Here is a 16,500-nt window from a genome sequence, read left to right on the forward strand (position 1 = left end):
CCCGCCCGGCGCGCTTTTCCATGCTGCATCCTTCCAATCTGCCCGAAGGAACGCTGCATGAAACTGGAGACCCTGGCCGTCCACGCCGGCTACAGCCCCGACCCGACCACCCGCGCGGTGGCGGTGCCGATCTACCAGACCACCTCCTACGCCTTCGACGACACCCAGCACGGCGCCGACCTGTTCGACCTGAAGGTGCCGGGCAACATCTACACACGGATCATGAACCCTACCAACGACGTACTGGAACAGCGCGTCGCGGCGCTGGAAGGCGGGGTCGGGGCACTGGCGGTGGCGTCGGGGATGGCCGCCATCACCTACGCGATCCAGACCGTCGCCGAGGCCGGCGACAACATCGTCTCGGTGGCCAAGCTCTACGGCGGCACCTACAACCTGCTGGCCCACACCCTGCCGCGCATCGGTATCCAGGCGCGCTTCGCCGCCCACGACGACATCGCCGCCCTGGAGGCGCTGATCGACGAGCGGACCAAGGCGGTGTTCTGCGAGACCATCGGCAACCCGGCGGGCAACATCATCGACCTGCGGGCCCTGGCCGACGCCGCGCACCGCCACGGCGTACCGCTGATCGTCGACAACACGGTAGCCACCCCGGTACTTTGCCGGCCGTTCGAACACGGCGCCGACGTCGTCGTGCATTCGCTGACCAAGTACATGGGCGGCCACGGCACCAGCATCGGTGGCATGGTGGTCGACTCCGGCAAGTTCGACTGGGCGGCGCACAAGGCGCGCTTCCCATTGCTGAACAGCCCCGACCCGTCCTACCACGGCGTCACCTACACCGAGGCCTTCGGCCCCGCCGCCTTCATCGGCCGCTGCCGGGTGGTACCGCTGCGCAACATGGGTGCGGCGCTCTCGCCATTCAACGCTTTCCTCATCCTGCAGGGCCTGGAAACCCTGGCGCTGCGCATGGAACGCCACTGCGACAACGCCCTCGCCGTGGCCCGCTACCTGCAGCAGCATCCGCAGGTGGCCTGGGTGAAATACGCCGGCCTCCCCGACAACCCCGAGCACGCCCTGGCCCAGCGCTACCTGGGAGGCCGCCCGGCGGCGATCCTGTCCTTCGGCATCCAGGGCGGCAGTGCCGCCGGCGCACGCTTCATCGACGCGCTGAAGCTGGTGCTGCGGCTGGTCAACATCGGCGACGCCAAGTCCCTCGCCTGCCATCCGGCGAGCACCACCCACCGCCAGCTGAACGCCGAGGAACTGGCGCGCGCCGGGGTCTCCGACGACATGGTGCGGCTGTCGGTCGGCATCGAGCACATCGACGACATCCTCGCCGACCTCGACCAGGCCCTGGCCGCGGCCGCGCGCTGAGCGAATCGGTCAGTCCGGGCGAGCGTTCAGGTCCTTGCCCGCCCTGGCCGTCCGGCTAGGCTGGGTGGCACCACCACGCCCAGGAGCCCGCCATGCCGCTGCCCACGGAACTCGCCCGACACCTGACCGAGGAAAAGATCGCCTTCGTCCAGCGCAGCGGACTCAAGGCCGAAGCGCTGGAACCCGGCTACGTGCGCCTGTGCATGCCGGCTTCCGGCAACGAGAACCATATCGGCAGCATGTACGCCGGGGCGCTCTTCACCCTCGCCGAAATCCCCGGCGGCGCACTGTTCCTGACCAGCTTCGACAGCGCCCGCTTCTATCCCGTAGTCAAGGAGATGACCCTGCGCTTCCGCCGCCCGGCCAAGGGCGACATCCGCGTCGAGGCGCGCCTGGACGCCGAGCGCATCCGCCAGCTGGAAGCCGAGGCCGGCGAGCGCGGCAAGGCCGAATACAGCCTGGAGCTGCAACTCACCGACGAACAGGGCCAGGTGGTCGCGGAAAGCGCCGCGCTGTACCAGCTGCGCAGCCACGCGAAGCCCTGACTGGCAGATTTCGCAGGGTCCGGCGAACGTTTTCTCTGCCGTGGATCAAGGTCCGCCCGGGGCCGCGGCGCGACAGTGGGGAGGCCAGCGTAGCCATCCCATGGAGTCCGCCATGATCCGCCACCTCCTGGTCGCCCACGACCTCACCCCGGAAGCCGACGTCGCCCTCGCCCGCGCCGCCCAGTTGGCCCGCCAGCACGACGCGCGGGTCAGCCTGCTGCACGTGTACGATCCGGGCCTTTCGGCGGAGGCGGTGAAGACCGTCGGCACCATGCTGCAGTTCAAGCGCCAGGAAGCCGGCCTCGACGAGGACTGCGCGATCCATCTGTTCAGGGGCCAGCCGATCGACGGCATCCTGCAGCAGACCCGGGCGCTCGAACCGGACCTGCTGTTGATGGGCGCGCACCACCAGAAGACCTTCGAACGCTTCGCCAACACCACGCTCGACCAGGTGGCACGGCGCAGCCGGGTGCCGGTGCTGCTCGCCGTACGCGAGGCGGACCAACCCTACCGCCAGGCGCTCAGCGCCCTGGACTTTTCCCAGTGCGCCTGTACCGCGCTGCGCCAGGCCTACCGCCTGCTGCCGGTGGAAGCCGACCTGCACGCCCTGCACGTGTTCGAGTCCCCCGACGACGGCGTGCTCGGCCTGCCCAGGCAGAATGCCGCGCACCTGGCCACCCAGGCCGGGCTGATCGAACAGTTGCTGAGCGACGAGCAGGAGCGCCTGCCGGGCGTCGGGCCGCAGCTGAGCCACGAAGTGGTTCCCGGCGTGCTGCCGTACAGCCTGGACGCCGCATTGAAGCAGCGCCAGCCGGAGCTGCTCGCCCTCGGCCGGCACAGCCGCAACGCGCTGATGCAGGCGCTGCTCGGCAACCTGGCGCAGCGTTACCTGCGCCAGCCGAGCTGCGACGTCCTGGTTACCTCGTAGAAGCGCTGCCGGAGAGGCTGTTCAGCTTTCGAGCAGCCCGTGCAACTCGACGAACTGCTGGGTCAACTTGTGCCGCGGTTCGAGGAAGATCAGCGGGGTGCAAGCCTGGTGCGACTCGCGCATCTTCACCGAACTCATCAGGTACACCGGCAGCACCGGCAGTTCCTCCGCCACCAGCTCGTCGAGCAGTTGCTGCGGCAGGCTGGCGCGCGGCTGGAACTGGTTGACCACGATGCCCTCGACCTGCAGGTCTTCGTTGTGGTCGTCACGCAGTTCCTCGATCTCCTGGAGAAGGCCATACAGCGCCTGGCGGGAGAAACTGTCGCAATCGAAGGGAATCAGGCAACGATCGGCAGCGATCAGCGCAGATACCGTATAGAAATTCAGCGCCGGCGGGGTGTCCAGGTAGATCCGCTCGTAGTCATCGTCCAGTTCGTCCAGCAATTTGCGCAGCTTGTTGATCTTGTGCTTCGACTCCAGCTTCGGCTGCAGGTCGGCCAGTTCGGGGCTGGCGGTGACGATGTGCAGGTTGTCGAACGGCGTCTCGTGGATGTCGACCCTGCCCTTCTTGCTGAAGGGCCCGGAAGACAAGGTCTGCTTGAAGAAGTCGGCGATCCCCACCGGCAGGTCCTCGCCGGTCAGCCCGGTCAGGTAGTGCGTGGAGTTGGCCTGGGCGTCCAGGTCCACCAGCAGGGTGCGGTAGCCCTCCGCCGCGCTGACCGCCGCCAGGTTGCAGGCGATGCTGGACTTGCCTACCCCGCCTTTCTGATTGAACACCACGCGCCGCATGGGAAATCTCCGTGAGCCGAGCCAGATCCCGGATGATAGGCAAAGCCGCGGGCAAGCGCGAGCGCCGTCTCGGTCCTGACGTAGAGCGGTTCAGCGCCGGTGCAGGCTGGCCGCCTCGCGGGTCACCAGATCGATGAAGGAGAGCGCCAGCGGCGAGCCCTCGTTCTGCCGGCGGACCAGCCATACCGCAGTCGTCGCCTCGGGATCGCCCAGGGTGCGGTAGACCACGCCGTCGACCCGGGTGCGGCGGAAAGACGCCGGCAGGATCGACACCCCCAGCCCGGCCGAGACCAGGCCGATGATGGTCATCGCCTCGCTGGCCTCCTGGGCGATGCGCGGGCTGAAGCCGGCCTGGCGGGTCAGGGCGATGACCTGGTCGTAGAGCCCGGTGCCGTAGCTGCGCGGGAAGAACACGAAAGGCTCCTCGGCCAGCGCGGCGATCGCCAGGCCATCCTCGCTGCCGGCCGCCAGCGGATGATCGGCGCGCAGCACCGCCACCAGCGGCTCGCGGAACAGCTCCACCGAGTGCACCGTGTCCGGCAGCGCCAGCGGGCGGATCACCCCGACCTGCAGGCTTTCCTCGAGCAACGCCCTGAGCACCTGGCGGCTGCTCATCTCCTGCAGGTCGAGGTGCACCTCCGGATAGGCCTTGCGGAAAGCGTGGATGCTGCTGGGAATGGTCGAGGTGAACGGCGCCGAGGAGGTGAAGCCGATCTTCAGTTCGCCCAGTTCGCCCAGGTGCGCGCGGCGCGCCAGCAGTACCGCCTTGTCCACCTGCGCCAGCACCTGGCGCGACTCGTCGAGGAACAGCCGGCCGGCGTCGGTGAGTTCGACGCGACGGTTGGTCCGTTCGAACAGGCGCGCGCCGATCTCTTCCTCCAGGGCCTGGATCTGCTGGCTCAGGGGTGGCTGGGAAATGCCCAGGCGCTCGGCGGCGCGGCCGAAGTGCAGTTCCTCGGCGACGGCGATGAAATAGCGCAGGTGTCTAAGTTCCAAGCGAGCCCCGATCAAGTCTTTTTACGTATCAATCGTGTCGATCAATATATTGGAAATCATATAAACCTATCTATATCCTTTGCCACATAACCTCCAACAACGACCCCTTGTCCCTGAATCCAGGTGGCGCGGCCTCGTTGTGCCTGCTCGCCGCCATACCCAGAGGTACCCCGTGAGCAACCTGCAAGTCCGGCCCCAGGCCGAAGAAGAACCCGCGTTAATCGAGGCGGCCCGCGAAGCAGCCAACGAGGTGCTGGAAGCCGCCACCGAAGTCGAACGCCATATCGAAAAAGGCACCCCACAGTTCATGCGCACCTCACTGGCGCTGTTCTCCGGCGGTTTCGCCACCTTTGCCCTGCTCTACTGCATCCAGCCGATGATGCCGGTGCTGTCCAAGGCATTTTCCATCAGCGCCGCGGAAAGCAGCCTGGCGTTGTCCGTGGCCACCGCCATGCTCGCCCTCGGCCTGCTGGTCACCGGACCGATCTCCGATGCGATCGGCCGCAAGCCGGTAATGGTCGTCTCGCTGCTGGCCGCCGCGCTGTTCACCCTCGGCAGCGCAGTGATGCCCACCTGGCATGGCGTGCTGCTGATGCGCGCGCTGGTCGGCCTGTCCCTGAGCGGCCTGGCCGCGGTGGCGATGACCTATCTCAGCGAGGAGATCCATCCGCAGCACATCGGCCTGTCGATGGGCCTGTACATCGGTGGCAACGCCATCGGCGGGATGAGCGGGCGGCTGATCAGCGGCGTGCTGGTCGATTTCATCTCCTGGCATGCCGCGCTGGCGGTCCTCGGTGGCCTGGCCCTGGTCGCCGCGCTGGTGTTCTGGCGCGTTCTGCCCGAATCGAAGCACTTCCGGCCGGCGCCGCTGAAGCCGGCGACCCTGCTCAACGGCTACCGCCTGCACTTCCGCGATGCCGGCCTGCCCTGGCTGTTCCTGATCGGCTTCCTGCTGATGGGCAGCTTCGTCACCCTGTTCAACTACATCGGCTACCGCCTGCTGGCCGAGCCCTACCACATGAGCCAGGCGGTGGTCGGCGTGCTCTCGGTGGTTTACCTCTCGGGCATCTACAGCTCGGCCTGGGTCGGCTCGCTGGCCGACAAGCTGGGCCGGCGCAAGGTGCTCTGGGCGGTGATCCTGCTGATGCTCGGCGGCCTCCTGCTGACCCTGTTCGAACCGATCCCGCTGATGCTGGCCGGCCTGCTGCTGTTCACCTTCGGCTTCTTCGGCGCGCACTCCGTGGCGAGCAGCTGGATCGGCCGCCGCGCCCAGCGCGCCAAGGGCCAGGCGTCGTCGCTGTACCTGTTCAGCTACTACGTCGGCTCGAGCCTGGCCGGCACCCTTGGCGGGGTGTTCTGGCACTACTACGGCTGGAACGGCATCGGCCTGTTCGTCGGCTCGCTGCTGGTGCTCGCCGTGCTGGTCTCGCTGCACCTGGCGCGGCTGCCGGCACTACCGGGCAATACCCTGGCGCAGCCCGCCCACTGAAGCCCGGGCGGGCTTCGGGTTTGGCGGTCTAGCTGGTTGCTGTGCCTGCCGTTCACTGCCGTGCAGGCAGCGAAGAAAAACCGAAACGTCTCGCAAAAACCGGGTGCTGCCTGATGCCCGTCAATCAAGAAAAAACGGCGCTTCTGCATGCCAGGGAAGCGCCGGTTTTTGAAGCCTTCTCATCGACCTGAGCAAGAGAGCGCTCGCTCAACGGCTTGGCTGACCGCCCTTGGCCGCAGCGCCCCTTCGTTCCGACTCAGCCGTGGTACTGCGCCGACAGCTCGTGCACCGCCTCGAAGAAAGCGCCGGCATGGGCCGGGTCGACTTCCGGGGTGATACCGTGGCCAAGGTTGAATACATGCCCCGTGCCCTTGCCGTAGGCCGCCAGGATCCGCGCGACTTCGGCGCGGATCGCCGCCGGGTTGGCATATAGTACCGAGGGGTCCATGTTGCCCTGCAGGGCTACCCGCTCGCCGACGCGCGCACGGGCGCTGCCGATGTCGCAGGTCCAGTCCAGGCCCAGCGCCTCGGCGCCGACCTCGGCCATCGACTCCAGCCACAGGCCGCCTCCCTTGGTGAAGAGGATCACCGGCACCCGGCGTCCGTCGTGCTCGCGGATCAATCCATCGACGATCTTGCGCATGTAGGCCAGGGAGAACTCCTGGTAGGCCGCCGCCGACAGGCTCCCGCCCCACGAGTCGAAGATCTGCACGGCCTGGGCGCCGGCGCGGATCTGCCCGTTGAGGTAGCTGGTCACCGATTGCGCCAGCTTGTCCAGCAGTGCGTGCATGGCTCGCGGGTTGTCGTAGAGCATCGCCTTGGACTTGCGGAAGTCCTTGCTCGAGCCGCCCTCGACCATGTAGGTGGCGAGGGTCCAGGGGCTGCCGGAGAAGCCGATCAGCGGTACGCGGCCGTTCAGCTCGCGGCGGATGGTGCGCACGGCGTCCATCACATAGCCCAGGTCCTTTTCCGGATCGGGGACCGGCAGCGCCTCGATGTCGGCCAGCGACGAGACCACCTTGCGAAAGCGCGGGCCTTCGCCGGTCTCGAAGTACAGGCCCTGGCCCATGGCATCGGGAATGGTCAGGATGTCGGAGAAGAGGATCGCGGCGTCCAACTGCGGGTAACGGTCCAGCGGCTGCAGGGTCACTTCGCAGGCCAGCTCCGGGTTCATGCACAGGCTCATGAAATCACCGGCCCTGGCACGGGTGGCACGGTATTCCGGCAGGTAACGACCGGCCTGGCGCATCATCCAGACGGGGGTGACATCGACGGGCTGCTTGAGCAGGGCGCGGAGGAAGCGGTCGTTCTTCAGGGCAGTCATAACGGCATCCGATCAAAGGCTGCTGGCTTCACGCGGGCGCGTGCGGAAGGGGCTTATCCACAGGCCGGCGGGCGAAAAGGGCCGCTATTGTCGCAAAGCACAAAACAAAAGGCACGGCGGGGGCCGTGCCTTTTGTCTATCGCGGTGATTTGTCGCAGCGCTCACCGCGCCGCGATTCAGACGCCCAGGTAGTCGAGGATGCCTTCGGCCGCGGTACGTCCTTCGAAGATCGCCGTCACCACCAGGTCGGAACCACGGACCATGTCGCCACCGGCGAAGATCTTCGGGTTGCTGGTCTGGTGCTTGAACTGCGCCTGCGCCGGAGCCACCACGCGGCCCTGGCTGTCGGTGGCGATCTCGAACCGCTCGAACCACGGCGCCGGGCTCGGCCGGAAGCCGAAGGCGATCAGCACGGCTTCCGCCGGGATGATCTCCTCGGAGCCGGGGATCGGCTCGGGGCTGCGGCGACCGCGGGCGTCCGGCTCGCCGAGACGGGTCTCGACCACCTTCACGCCTTCCACCCGGTCCTCGCCGACGATGGCGATGGGCTGGCGGTTGAAGAGGAACTTCACGCCCTCTTCCTTGGCGTTCTTCACTTCCTTGCGCGAGCCCGGCATGTTTTCTTCGTCACGGCGATAGGCACAGGTCACCGACTTGGCGCCCTGGCGGATCGAAGTGCGGTTGCAGTCCATCGCGGTATCGCCGCCGCCCAGGACCACCACGCGCTTGCCCTTCATGTCGACGAAGTCCTCGGCCGACTTCTCGAAGCCGAGGTTGCGGTTCACGTTGGCGATCAGGAAGTCCAGGGCGTCGTGCACGCCCGGCAGGTCCTCGCCGGGGAAACCGCCCTTCATGTAGGTGTAGGTGCCCATGCCCATGAACACGGCGTCGAACTCGTCGAGCAGTTGTTCCATGGTCACGTCCCTGCCGATCTCGGTGTTCAGGCGGAACTCGATGCCCATGCCGGTGAACACCTCGCGGCGACGGCTGAGGACATGCTTCTCCAGCTTGAATTCGGGAATGCCGAAGGTCAGCAGGCCGCCGATCTCCGGGTTGCGGTCGAACACCACCGGCGTCACGCCGTTGCGCACCAGCACGTCGGCGCAGCCAAGGCCGGCCGGGCCGGCACCGATCACCGCGACGCGCCTGCCGGTCGGCTTGACCTTGGACAGGTCCGGGCGCCAGCCCATGGCGAAGGCGGTATCGGTGATGTACTTCTCCACCGAGCCGATGGTCACCGCGCCAAAGCCGTCGTTGAGGGTGCAGGCGCCCTCGCAGAGGCGGTCCTGCGGGCAGACCCGACCGCAGACCTCCGGCAGGGTGTTGGTCTGGTGCGACAGCTCGGCGGCGGCCAGGATGTTGCCTTCGGAGACCAGCTTCAGCCAGTTCGGGATGAAGTTGTGCACCGGGCACTTCCACTCGCAGTACGGGTTGCCGCAGCCCAGGCAACGGTGCGCCTGGTCGGCGGCCTGCTGCGGCTTGAACAGGTCGTGGATCTCCACGAACTCGCGCTTGCGCTGGCGCAGCAGCTTCTTCTTCGGGTCCTTGCGCCCGACTTCGATGAACTGGAAGTCGTTGTTCAGGCGGTCGGAATTCAGACGTTCAGACATATCGAAACCTCATCACAACTTCGGGCGCTTATTGCGGGTTGGCACGGGTGCTGGTCAGCAGCGAACCGAGGCTGGCCGCCTTCGGTTTCACCAGCCAGAACCGACGCAGGTAGTCATCCAGGTTTTCCAGGATGTTCGCGCCCCACTCGCTTGCCGTTTCGTTCACGTACTCGACCAGGACCTTGCGCAGGTGGCTGCGATAGGCCTCCATCGCCTCGCCGCTGATCCGCTGGATTTCCACCAGCTCGTGGTTCACGCGGTCGACGAAAGTGTTGTCCATGTCGAGGACGTAGGCGAAGCCCCCGGTCATGCCGGAGCCGAAGTTGTAGCCGGTCTTGCCCAGCACGCAGACGAAACCGCCGGTCATGTATTCGCAGCAGTGGTCGCCGGTGCCTTCCACCACCGCATGGGAACCGGAGTTGCGCACGGCGAAGCGCTCGCCGGCGGTTCCGGCGGCGAACAGCTTGCCGCCGGTGGCGCCGTACAGGCAGGTGTTGCCGACGATGGCCGATTCCTGGGTCCTGAACGGACTGCCCTTGGGCGGGGTGATCACCAGCTTGCCGCCGGTCATGCCCTTGCCTACGTAGTCGTTGGCGTCGCCTTCCAGGTACAGGTGCAGGCCACCGGCGTTCCACACGCCGAAGCTCTGACCCGCGGTGCCCTTGAAACGGAACACCACCGGCGTCTTGGCCATGCCCTGGTTGCCGTGCAGGCGGGCGATCTCGCCGGATACCCGCGCGCCGATGGATCGGTCGCAGTTGCAGATGTCCAGCTCGTACTCGCCGCCGCTCAGGCCTTCGATGGCGGCCTTCGACAGCTCGACCATCTTCTCGGCCAGCAGGCCCTGGTCGAACGGCGGGTTCTTCTCCACCTCGCAGAACTGCGGCTTGTCGGCCGGGATCAGGTCGCTGCCCAGCAGCGGTTCGAGGTCCAGGTTCCGCTGCTTGTCGGTCTCGCCGGGAAGGATCTGCAGCAGGTCGGTGCGGCCGATCAGCTCGCCCAGGCTGCGCACGCCGAGGCGCGCCAGCCACTCGCGGGTTTCCGTGGCGATGAAGGTGAAGAAGTTGATCACCATCGCGGTGGTGCCGATGAAGTGGTCCTTGCGCAGCTTGTCGTTCTGCGTCGCCACGCCGGTGGCGCAGTTGTTCAGGTGGCAGATGCGCAGGTACTTGCAGCCCAGGGCGATCATCGGCGCGGTGCCGAAGCCGAAGCTCTCGGCGCCGAGGATGGCCGCCTTGATCACGTCCAGGCCGGTCTTCAGGCCGCCATCGGTCTGCACCCGGACCTTGCCGCGCAGGTCGTTGCCGCGCAGGGTCTGGTGGGTTTCCGCCAGGCCCAGTTCCCAGGGCGAGCCGGCGTACTTGATCGAGGTGATCGGCGAGGCACCGGTACCGCCGTCGTAGCCGGAGATGGTGATCAGGTCCGCATAGGCCTTGGCCACGCCGGCGGCGATGGTGCCGACGCCCGGCTCGGATACCAGCTTCACCGATACCAGCGCCTGCGGGTTGACCTGCTTGAGGTCGAAGATCAGCTGCGCCAGGTCTTCGATGGAGTAGATGTCGTGGTGCGGCGGCGGCGAGATCAGGGTCACGCCGGGCACCGCATAGCGCAGGCGGGCGATCAGGCCGTTGACCTTGCCGCCCGGCAGTTGGCCGCCCTCCCCGGGCTTGGCGCCCTGGGCCACCTTGATCTGCAGGACCTCTGCGTTGACCAGGTATTCCGGAGTCACGCCGAAGCGGCCGGTAGCCACCTGCTTGATCTTCGAGCTCTTCAGCGTGCCGTAGCGCGCCGGGTCCTCGCCGCCCTCGCCGGAGTTGGAGCGACCGCCCAGGGTGTTCATCGCCTCGGCCAGCGCCTCGTGGGCCTCCGGCGACAGCGCGCCGAGGGAAATCCCGGCGGCGTCGAAGCGCTTGAAGATCGCTTCCAGCGGCTCCACCTCGTCGAGCGCCAGCGGCTGCGCGGCGCTCTTCACCTGCAACAGGTCGCGGATCATCGATACCGGACGCTGGTCCACCAGCGCGGTGTATTCCTTGAACTTCTCGTAATCGCCCTGCTGCACGGCAGCTTGCAGGGTATTCACCACGTCCGGGTTGTAGGCATGGTATTCGCCGCCATAGACGAACTTCAGCAGGCCGCCCTGCTGGATCGGCTTGCGGTTGCTCCAGGCCTCGGCGGCCAGCAGTTTCTGCTCGTTCTCGATATCGACGAAGCGCGCGCCCTGGATGCGGCTGGCGACGCCGGTGAAGCACAGGTTGGTGACCTCGTCGGACAGGCCCACCGCCTCGAACAACTGGGCCCCACGGTAGGACGCTACCGTGGAAATCCCCATCTTCGAGAGGATCTTCATCAGGCCCTTGGAGATACCCTTGCGGTAGTACTTGAACACCTCGTAGAGGTCGCCCAGCACCTCACCGGTGCGGATCAGGTCGGCCAGCACCTCGTAGGCGAGGAACGGATAGACCGCCGAGGCACCGAAGCCGATCAGCACGGCGAAATGATGCGGATCGCGGGCGGTGGCGGTTTCCACCAGGATGTTGGAATCGCAGCGCAGCCCGGTCTGCACCAGGCGATGGTGCACCGCGCCGACGGCCAGGGCCGCGTGCACCGGCAGCTTGCCGGGAGCGATATGGCGGTCGCTGAGGATCAGCAGCACCTTGCCGCCGCGCACGGCTTCCTCGGCCTGGTCGGCGATGTTGCGCACCGCGGCTTCCAGGCCCATCGACTCGTCGTAGTTGAGGTCGATGAAATGGCGGTCGAAGCCCGGGCGCTCCAGGGTCATGATGGTCCGCCACTTCGCCGGCGAGATCACCGGGGTGGTGAGGATCGCCTGGTTGGCGTGGTGCGGGGCTTCCTCGAAGATGTTCTGCTCGACGCCCAGGCAGGTTTCCAGGGACATCACGATGGCTTCGCGCAGCGGGTCGATCGGCGGGTTGGTGACCTGGGCGAACTGCTGGCGGAAGTAGTCGTACGGCGAGCGGATGCGCCGGGAGAGGATCGCCATCGGCGTATCGTCGCCCATCGAGCCCACCGCTTCCTGGCCCTGCTCGCCGAGGGGACGCAGCACCTGGTCACGCTCCTCGAAGGTGACCTGGAACATCTTCATGAATTGCTTGAGCTGGTCGGCGTCGTAGCTGGCCACGCCATGATCGTCGTCCAGGGTCGCCTGGATGCGCAGGGCGTTCTGCCGCAGCCATTGCTTGTAGGGATGGCGCGACTTCAGGCGGTTGTCGATGTCGTCGCTGTGCAGGACCTGGCCGGTCTCGGTGTCCACCGCGAGGATCTGCCCCGGGCCGACCCGGCCCTTGGCGATGACGTCCTCGGCCTTGTAGTCCCAGACGCCGATTTCCGAGGCCAGGGTGATGTAGCCGTTCTTCGTGGTGACCCAGCGCGACGGACGCAGGCCGTTGCGGTCGAGCAGGCAGACGGCGTAGCGACCGTCGGTCAGCACGACGCCGGCGGGGCCGTCCCAGGGCTCCATGTGCAGCGAGTTGTACTCGTAGAACGCGCGCAGGTCGGCGTCCATTGTCTCGACGTTCTGCCAGGCCGGCGGGATGATCATGCGCAGGCCGCGGAACAGGTCCATGCCGCCGGTGACCATCAGTTCGAGCATGTTGTCCATGCTCGAGGAGTCGGAGCCGACGCGGTTCACCAGCGGGCCGAGTTCTTCCAGGTCAGGGATCAGTTCGTTGGTGAACTTGGTCCGCCGCGCCTGGGCCCAGTTGCGGTTGCCGGTGATGGTATTGATCTCGCCGTTGTGGGCGAGGAAGCGGAACGGCTGCGCCAGCGGCCATTTCGGCAGGGTGTTGGTGGAGAAGCGCTGGTGGAATACGCAGATCGCCGTCTGCAGGCGCTCGTCGCCAAGGTCCGGATAGAAGGCGGCCAGGTCGGCCGGCATCATCAGGCCCTTATAGATGATGGTCTTGTGCGAGAAGCTGCAGATGTAGTGGTCGCTATCGGCGGCGTTGGCCACCGACGAGCGGCGCCGTGCGCTGAACAGCTTGATGGCGAAGTCCTGGTCGCTCAGGCCGGCGCCGCCGATGAACACCTGCTCGATCTGCGGCAGGCGCTCCAGCGCCAGGCGGCCGAGGACGCTGGTATCGATCGGCACCTTGCGCCAGCCGACCAGTTCCAGGCCGGCGGCGACGATCTCGCGATTCATGTTCTCGCGTGCCGCCTCGGCTTTCACCGGGTCCTGGTTGAAGAACACCATGCCCACCGCGTATTGCTCGGGCAGGTCGACAGAAAAGGCTTCCCTGGCGACGGCGCGCAGGAACAGGTCGGGCTTCTGGATCAGCAGCCCGCAGCCGTCCCCGGTCTTGCCATCGGCATTGATCCCACCGCGGTGGGTCATGCAGGTCAGTGCTTCGATTGCGGTTTGCAGAAGTTGATGGCTCGGCTCGCCCTGCATATGGGCGATCAGGCCAAATCCGCAGTTATCCTTGAACGTTTCAGGATGGTACAGACCTGCTTTCATAAGGAACTCTCACCGGCAAAACTTTTTTAGTCATCTACTTCGCCCGTCACCCGCTCATGCGGCGAGTTTTCGACAGGCAAAGGGAGGCCATTGTACATAGGTGCACAAGGCCTCACAAATTTTGCGGCGAGAAAATGAAATTCAATGTCGCCAAAATGAAAGACGAAACCCACCAGTCATGCTAACGACTGGCGAGTTTCGTCGAGAGGCGACGGCAGGTCGGGGTCAATGCGCCTGGCCGATCTCCTGCTGGATGCTGGCGAAGGTACGCGGCCACGGCTTGCCGGCCTGCACCTTGGACGGCAGTTTTTTCACTGCGGCCAGGGCGGCGGCACGGTTCGGGAAGCTGCCATAGGTGACGACGTAGAAAGGCTTGCCTTGCAGGGTTTTCTTGAAGTAGCGGAAATCGCCGCCGCCCTGCTGGCGAATGAACGCCTGGGCGTTGGCTTCGGAGCCGGTACCGAGGATCTGCAGGGCGAAGTTACCACCAGATTGGCTGCGATACCACTGGCTGCCCGCACCGCCACCGCTGGCCGGCTTGGCGGCCGGAGCCGGGGCCGGTTTCGCCGCGGCGGTGGTGGTCGGCTTGCTGGCGGCCGGCTTGGCCGGGGCGGGGGCCGGGGTCGGCTTGCTGACCGGGGCGCTGGCCACCGGCGCGGCCGGAGCCGGGGTTGGAACCGGAGCCGGAGTCGCCACCGGTTCGGCCGGCGCCGGCGGAACCGGATGCATCGGGGTCACGCCATTGTTGGCCAGCGGCGTCACCGGCGGCGCCGTGCTGGACACGGTAGGCGGCACGACGGCGGAGGGCAGGCCGCCCTCGTCATCGCTACCCTGTCCGGCGGCCTGGGCCAGCGGCTCGCGAATCACCGGCTGCGACTCGCCGACCAGCGGTAGCGGCAGGGGCTGGCTGGAACCGTTGAATTCCACGGCCGGACCGCTGCCCGGCGGCTGGGCCTGGGCCGGCGCGGCGCCGTTCATCGACAATTCGGTAGAGGCGTTCTGCGGCGCCTCCGGCTTGCTCTTGCCTTGCATGAACCAGGCGGCGATCACGCCGATGGCCACGACCGCAAGAATCACCAGATGCTTCTTCGGCAAGTTGAAAGACCCTCCGGTTGCCTTGCGCGCTGCGCCACGGTTGGCCAGCATCGCTTCGATCAGGGCATCGCGGGCGACCTGATTGATCGCTCCCGGCCAACCTTCCGACTGCTCGTGGATATCCACCAGCAGATCGTTGGAAATCAGCTCGATGCCCTGCCCCGCGCCTTCCAGGCGTTGGGCCAGGTAGTCGCGGGTTTCCTCTTCGCTGTACGGCTGCAGCTCGATGGCGTGGAAACGTTCCTCGCCCTCGGAGAACACCTCCAGGCGCGGCAACAGCGACGGCTCGCCGAACAGGAACACATGCAGGCGTCCTTCATTGGTGCCGGAGGCCAGCAGCAACAGCACTTCCAGCGCGCTGTCCTGGAGTTGCTCGGCATCGTCCACCATCAGGTAGACGTCCTGGCCGGTGATCGCCAGTTGCGCGACCTTGGTCAGGATCGCTTCCAGGCTCGCCTGGTTGATGCTCAGGCCCTGGGCCACCTGGCGCAGCAGGGAGGTTTCGTCGGCGGCGGTGCGCGCCGAGATGACCACGCTGAGCACCGCGTCCTTGTTGGTGCTGGCCACCAGAGCCTGGCGCAGCAGAGTCTTGCCGCTGCCCAGGGGGCCGGTCACCAGCAGCAGGAGCTGGCTGTAGCGGGCCAGGTGATGCAACTGGCCAAGCACCGGCTTGCGCTGCGCCGGGAAGAACTTGAAGCCCGGCACGCGTGGCGCGAACGGGTCGTGGCTGAACTGGTAGTGGCCCAGGAAGGCCTCATCGGCATGCAAGCTGGTCATGGGACCTCATTCATCTCCAAGCTGGTCGGCCAAGGCCCGATAGTCGGTGCGCAGGGTCGCGTCCAAGATCTCACGGGGAAAATCGCCGGTAACCACGGCGTTCCCCAGTCCTTGCAGCAAAACCAGACGCAGTCGGCCATCGAGCACTTTCTTGTCGACAGCCATGTGTTCCATAAAATCTTCCGCCGTCATATCGGCCGGCGGCACCACGGGCAAGCCGGCTCGGCGCAACAGGCGGATACCGCGGTCGCGCTCGGCGGCACTCAGCCAGCCCAACCGATGCGACATCTCGAGTGCCATCACGGTTCCCGCCCCCACCGCTTCGCCGTGCAGCCAGACGCCATAGCCCTGCTGGGTCTCGATCGCGTGGCCGAACGTATGACCGAGGTTGAGCGTGGCGCGCACCCCCGACTCGCGCTCGTCGGCGCCCACCACGCGGGCCTTCGCCGCGCAGGAGCGCTCGATGGCTTCGGTGACCGCCGCGGGCTCCAGCGCCAGCAGGGCATCCATGTGCTCCTCCAGCCAGGTGATGAACGGCTCGTCGCAGATAAAGCCGTACTTGATCACTTCCGCCAGGCCCGCGGACAGCTCGCGAGCCGGCAGGGTCTTCAGTGACGCCGTGTCGATCACCACCGCCTGCGGCTGGTAGAACGCGCCGATCATGTTCTTGCCCAGTGGATGGTTGATTCCGGTCTTGCCGCCCACCGAGGAGTCGACCTGGGACAGCAGGGTGGTTGGCACCTGGATGAAGTTGACGCCGCGCTGGTAGCAGGCCGCGGCGAACCCGGCCATGTCGCCGATGACCCCGCCGCCGAGGGCGATCAGGGTGGTCTTGCGGTCATGCCGGTCCTGCAGCAGGGCATCGAAGATCGATTGCAGGGTTTCCCACTGCTTGTAGGCCTCGCCGTCGGGCAGCACCACCCGAGTGACCTCGCGGCCCTCCAGCGCCCCGAGCAGGGTTTCGAGGTAAAGCGGCGCGACCGTTTCGTTGCTGATCACCGCGACCCGCCGGCCGACGATGTGTGGTGCGAACCACTGGGCGTCGCCCAGCAGGTTTTCACCGATGTAGATGGGATAGCTACGCTCGCCTAGATCGACGTTGAGTGTGCGCATGAGGCCCCCAGACAGGAAAGGGCGA

The 16,500-nt window shown here is 66.5% G+C and carries 11 protein-coding genes; 4 read left to right on the forward strand and 7 right to left on the reverse strand.

Annotated features, from left to right (window positions below):
• Positions 1 to 57 precede the first annotated feature (57 nt).
• The 3 genes from B7D75_RS26080 (at position 58) to B7D75_RS26090 (ending at position 2,808) form a co-directional block, all read left to right on the forward strand.
• Positions 58 to 1,335 carry a bifunctional O-acetylhomoserine aminocarboxypropyltransferase/cysteine synthase gene (locus B7D75_RS26080; RefSeq protein WP_053814710.1) on the forward strand — a complete coding sequence of 426 codons (1,278 nt, stop codon included), beginning with the start codon at positions 58 to 60 and terminating at the stop codon, positions 1,333 to 1,335.
• Between the two features lie 92 nt (positions 1,336 to 1,427).
• Positions 1,428 to 1,880 carry a PaaI family thioesterase gene (locus B7D75_RS26085; protein ID WP_058129742.1) on the forward strand — a complete coding sequence of 151 codons (453 nt, stop codon included), beginning with the start codon at positions 1,428 to 1,430 and terminating at the stop codon, positions 1,878 to 1,880.
• Between the two features lie 112 nt (positions 1,881 to 1,992).
• A complete protein-coding gene (locus tag B7D75_RS26090) occupies positions 1,993 to 2,808 on the forward strand; it encodes a universal stress protein (RefSeq protein ID WP_012077708.1) in 816 nt (271 codons plus the stop codon).
• A gap of 21 nt (positions 2,809 to 2,829) precedes the next feature.
• Here the strand turns inward: B7D75_RS26090 and B7D75_RS26095 are convergent, their stop codons facing one another.
• Positions 2,830 to 3,597, reverse strand: coding sequence for a ParA family protein (locus tag B7D75_RS26095; RefSeq protein ID WP_012077709.1), 768 nt, complete (start codon positions 3,595 to 3,597; stop codon positions 2,830 to 2,832).
• A gap of 90 nt (positions 3,598 to 3,687) precedes the next feature.
• Complete coding sequence (locus tag B7D75_RS26100) at positions 3,688 to 4,593, reverse strand: LysR family transcriptional regulator (protein WP_012077710.1); 906 nt, start codon at positions 4,591 to 4,593, stop codon at positions 3,688 to 3,690.
• A gap of 172 nt (positions 4,594 to 4,765) precedes the next feature.
• Between B7D75_RS26100 and B7D75_RS26105 the strand changes: the two genes are divergently transcribed.
• A complete protein-coding gene (locus B7D75_RS26105; protein ID WP_053817865.1) occupies positions 4,766 to 6,082 on the forward strand; it encodes an MFS transporter in 1,317 nt (438 codons plus the stop codon).
• A 256-nt stretch (positions 6,083 to 6,338) separates the two neighbouring features.
• Here the strand turns inward: B7D75_RS26105 and hemE are convergent, their stop codons facing one another.
• The 5 genes from hemE to aroB all read right to left on the reverse strand — a co-directional run bounded on the left by hemE (position 6,339) and on the right by aroB (position 16,475).
• Complete coding sequence (gene hemE, locus B7D75_RS26110) at positions 6,339 to 7,406, reverse strand: uroporphyrinogen decarboxylase (protein WP_034081245.1); 1,068 nt, start codon at positions 7,404 to 7,406, stop codon at positions 6,339 to 6,341.
• A 176-nt stretch (positions 7,407 to 7,582) separates the two neighbouring features.
• On the reverse strand, positions 7,583 to 9,016 hold the full coding sequence (locus B7D75_RS26115) for an FAD-dependent oxidoreductase (RefSeq protein WP_012077716.1): 1,434 nt from the start codon (positions 9,014 to 9,016) through the stop codon (positions 7,583 to 7,585).
• Between the two features lie 28 nt (positions 9,017 to 9,044).
• Positions 9,045 to 13,490, reverse strand: a complete 4,446-nt coding sequence (gene gltB, locus B7D75_RS26120; protein ID WP_107114569.1) for a glutamate synthase large subunit — start codon at positions 13,488 to 13,490, stop codon at positions 9,045 to 9,047.
• A gap of 225 nt (positions 13,491 to 13,715) precedes the next feature.
• Positions 13,716 to 15,362, reverse strand: a complete 1,647-nt coding sequence (locus tag B7D75_RS26125; RefSeq protein WP_053814715.1) for an AAA family ATPase — start codon at positions 15,360 to 15,362, stop codon at positions 13,716 to 13,718.
• Between the two features lie 6 nt (positions 15,363 to 15,368).
• The gene (gene aroB, locus B7D75_RS26130) at positions 15,369 to 16,475 is read right to left on the reverse strand and encodes a 3-dehydroquinate synthase (RefSeq protein WP_012077719.1); all 1,107 of its coding nucleotides are present in this window, start codon (positions 16,473 to 16,475) and stop codon (positions 15,369 to 15,371) included.
• Positions 16,476 to 16,500: the final 25 nt, after the last annotated feature.

It is taken from the genome of Pseudomonas paraeruginosa (assembly GCF_003025345.2).
Taxonomy (GTDB): Bacteria; Pseudomonadota; Gammaproteobacteria; order Pseudomonadales; family Pseudomonadaceae; genus Pseudomonas; species Pseudomonas paraeruginosa.

What these genes read in the sequence shown, in the direction of transcription:
- gltB (WP_107114569.1), bottom strand. Translation starts at nt 13,490, where the DNA reads ATGAAAGCAGGTCTGTACCATCCTGAAACGTTCAAGGATAACTGCGGA.
- B7D75_RS26090 (WP_012077708.1), top strand. Translation starts at nt 1,993, where the DNA reads ATGATCCGCCACCTCCTGGTCGCCCACGACCTCACCCCGGAAGCCGAC.
- B7D75_RS26125 (WP_053814715.1), bottom strand. Translation starts at nt 15,362, where the DNA reads ATGACCAGCTTGCATGCCGATGAGGCCTTCCTGGGCCACTACCAGTTC.
- aroB (WP_012077719.1), bottom strand. Translation starts at nt 16,475, where the DNA reads ATGCGCACACTCAACGTCGATCTAGGCGAGCGTAGCTATCCCATCTAC.
- B7D75_RS26095 (WP_012077709.1), bottom strand. Translation starts at nt 3,597, where the DNA reads ATGCGGCGCGTGGTGTTCAATCAGAAAGGCGGGGTAGGCAAGTCCAGC.
- hemE (WP_034081245.1), bottom strand. Translation starts at nt 7,406, where the DNA reads ATGACTGCCCTGAAGAACGACCGCTTCCTCCGCGCCCTGCTCAAGCAG.
- B7D75_RS26085 (WP_058129742.1), top strand. Translation starts at nt 1,428, where the DNA reads ATGCCGCTGCCCACGGAACTCGCCCGACACCTGACCGAGGAAAAGATC.
- B7D75_RS26080 (WP_053814710.1), top strand. Translation starts at nt 58, where the DNA reads ATGAAACTGGAGACCCTGGCCGTCCACGCCGGCTACAGCCCCGACCCG.
- B7D75_RS26115 (WP_012077716.1), bottom strand. Translation starts at nt 9,016, where the DNA reads ATGTCTGAACGTCTGAATTCCGACCGCCTGAACAACGACTTCCAGTTC.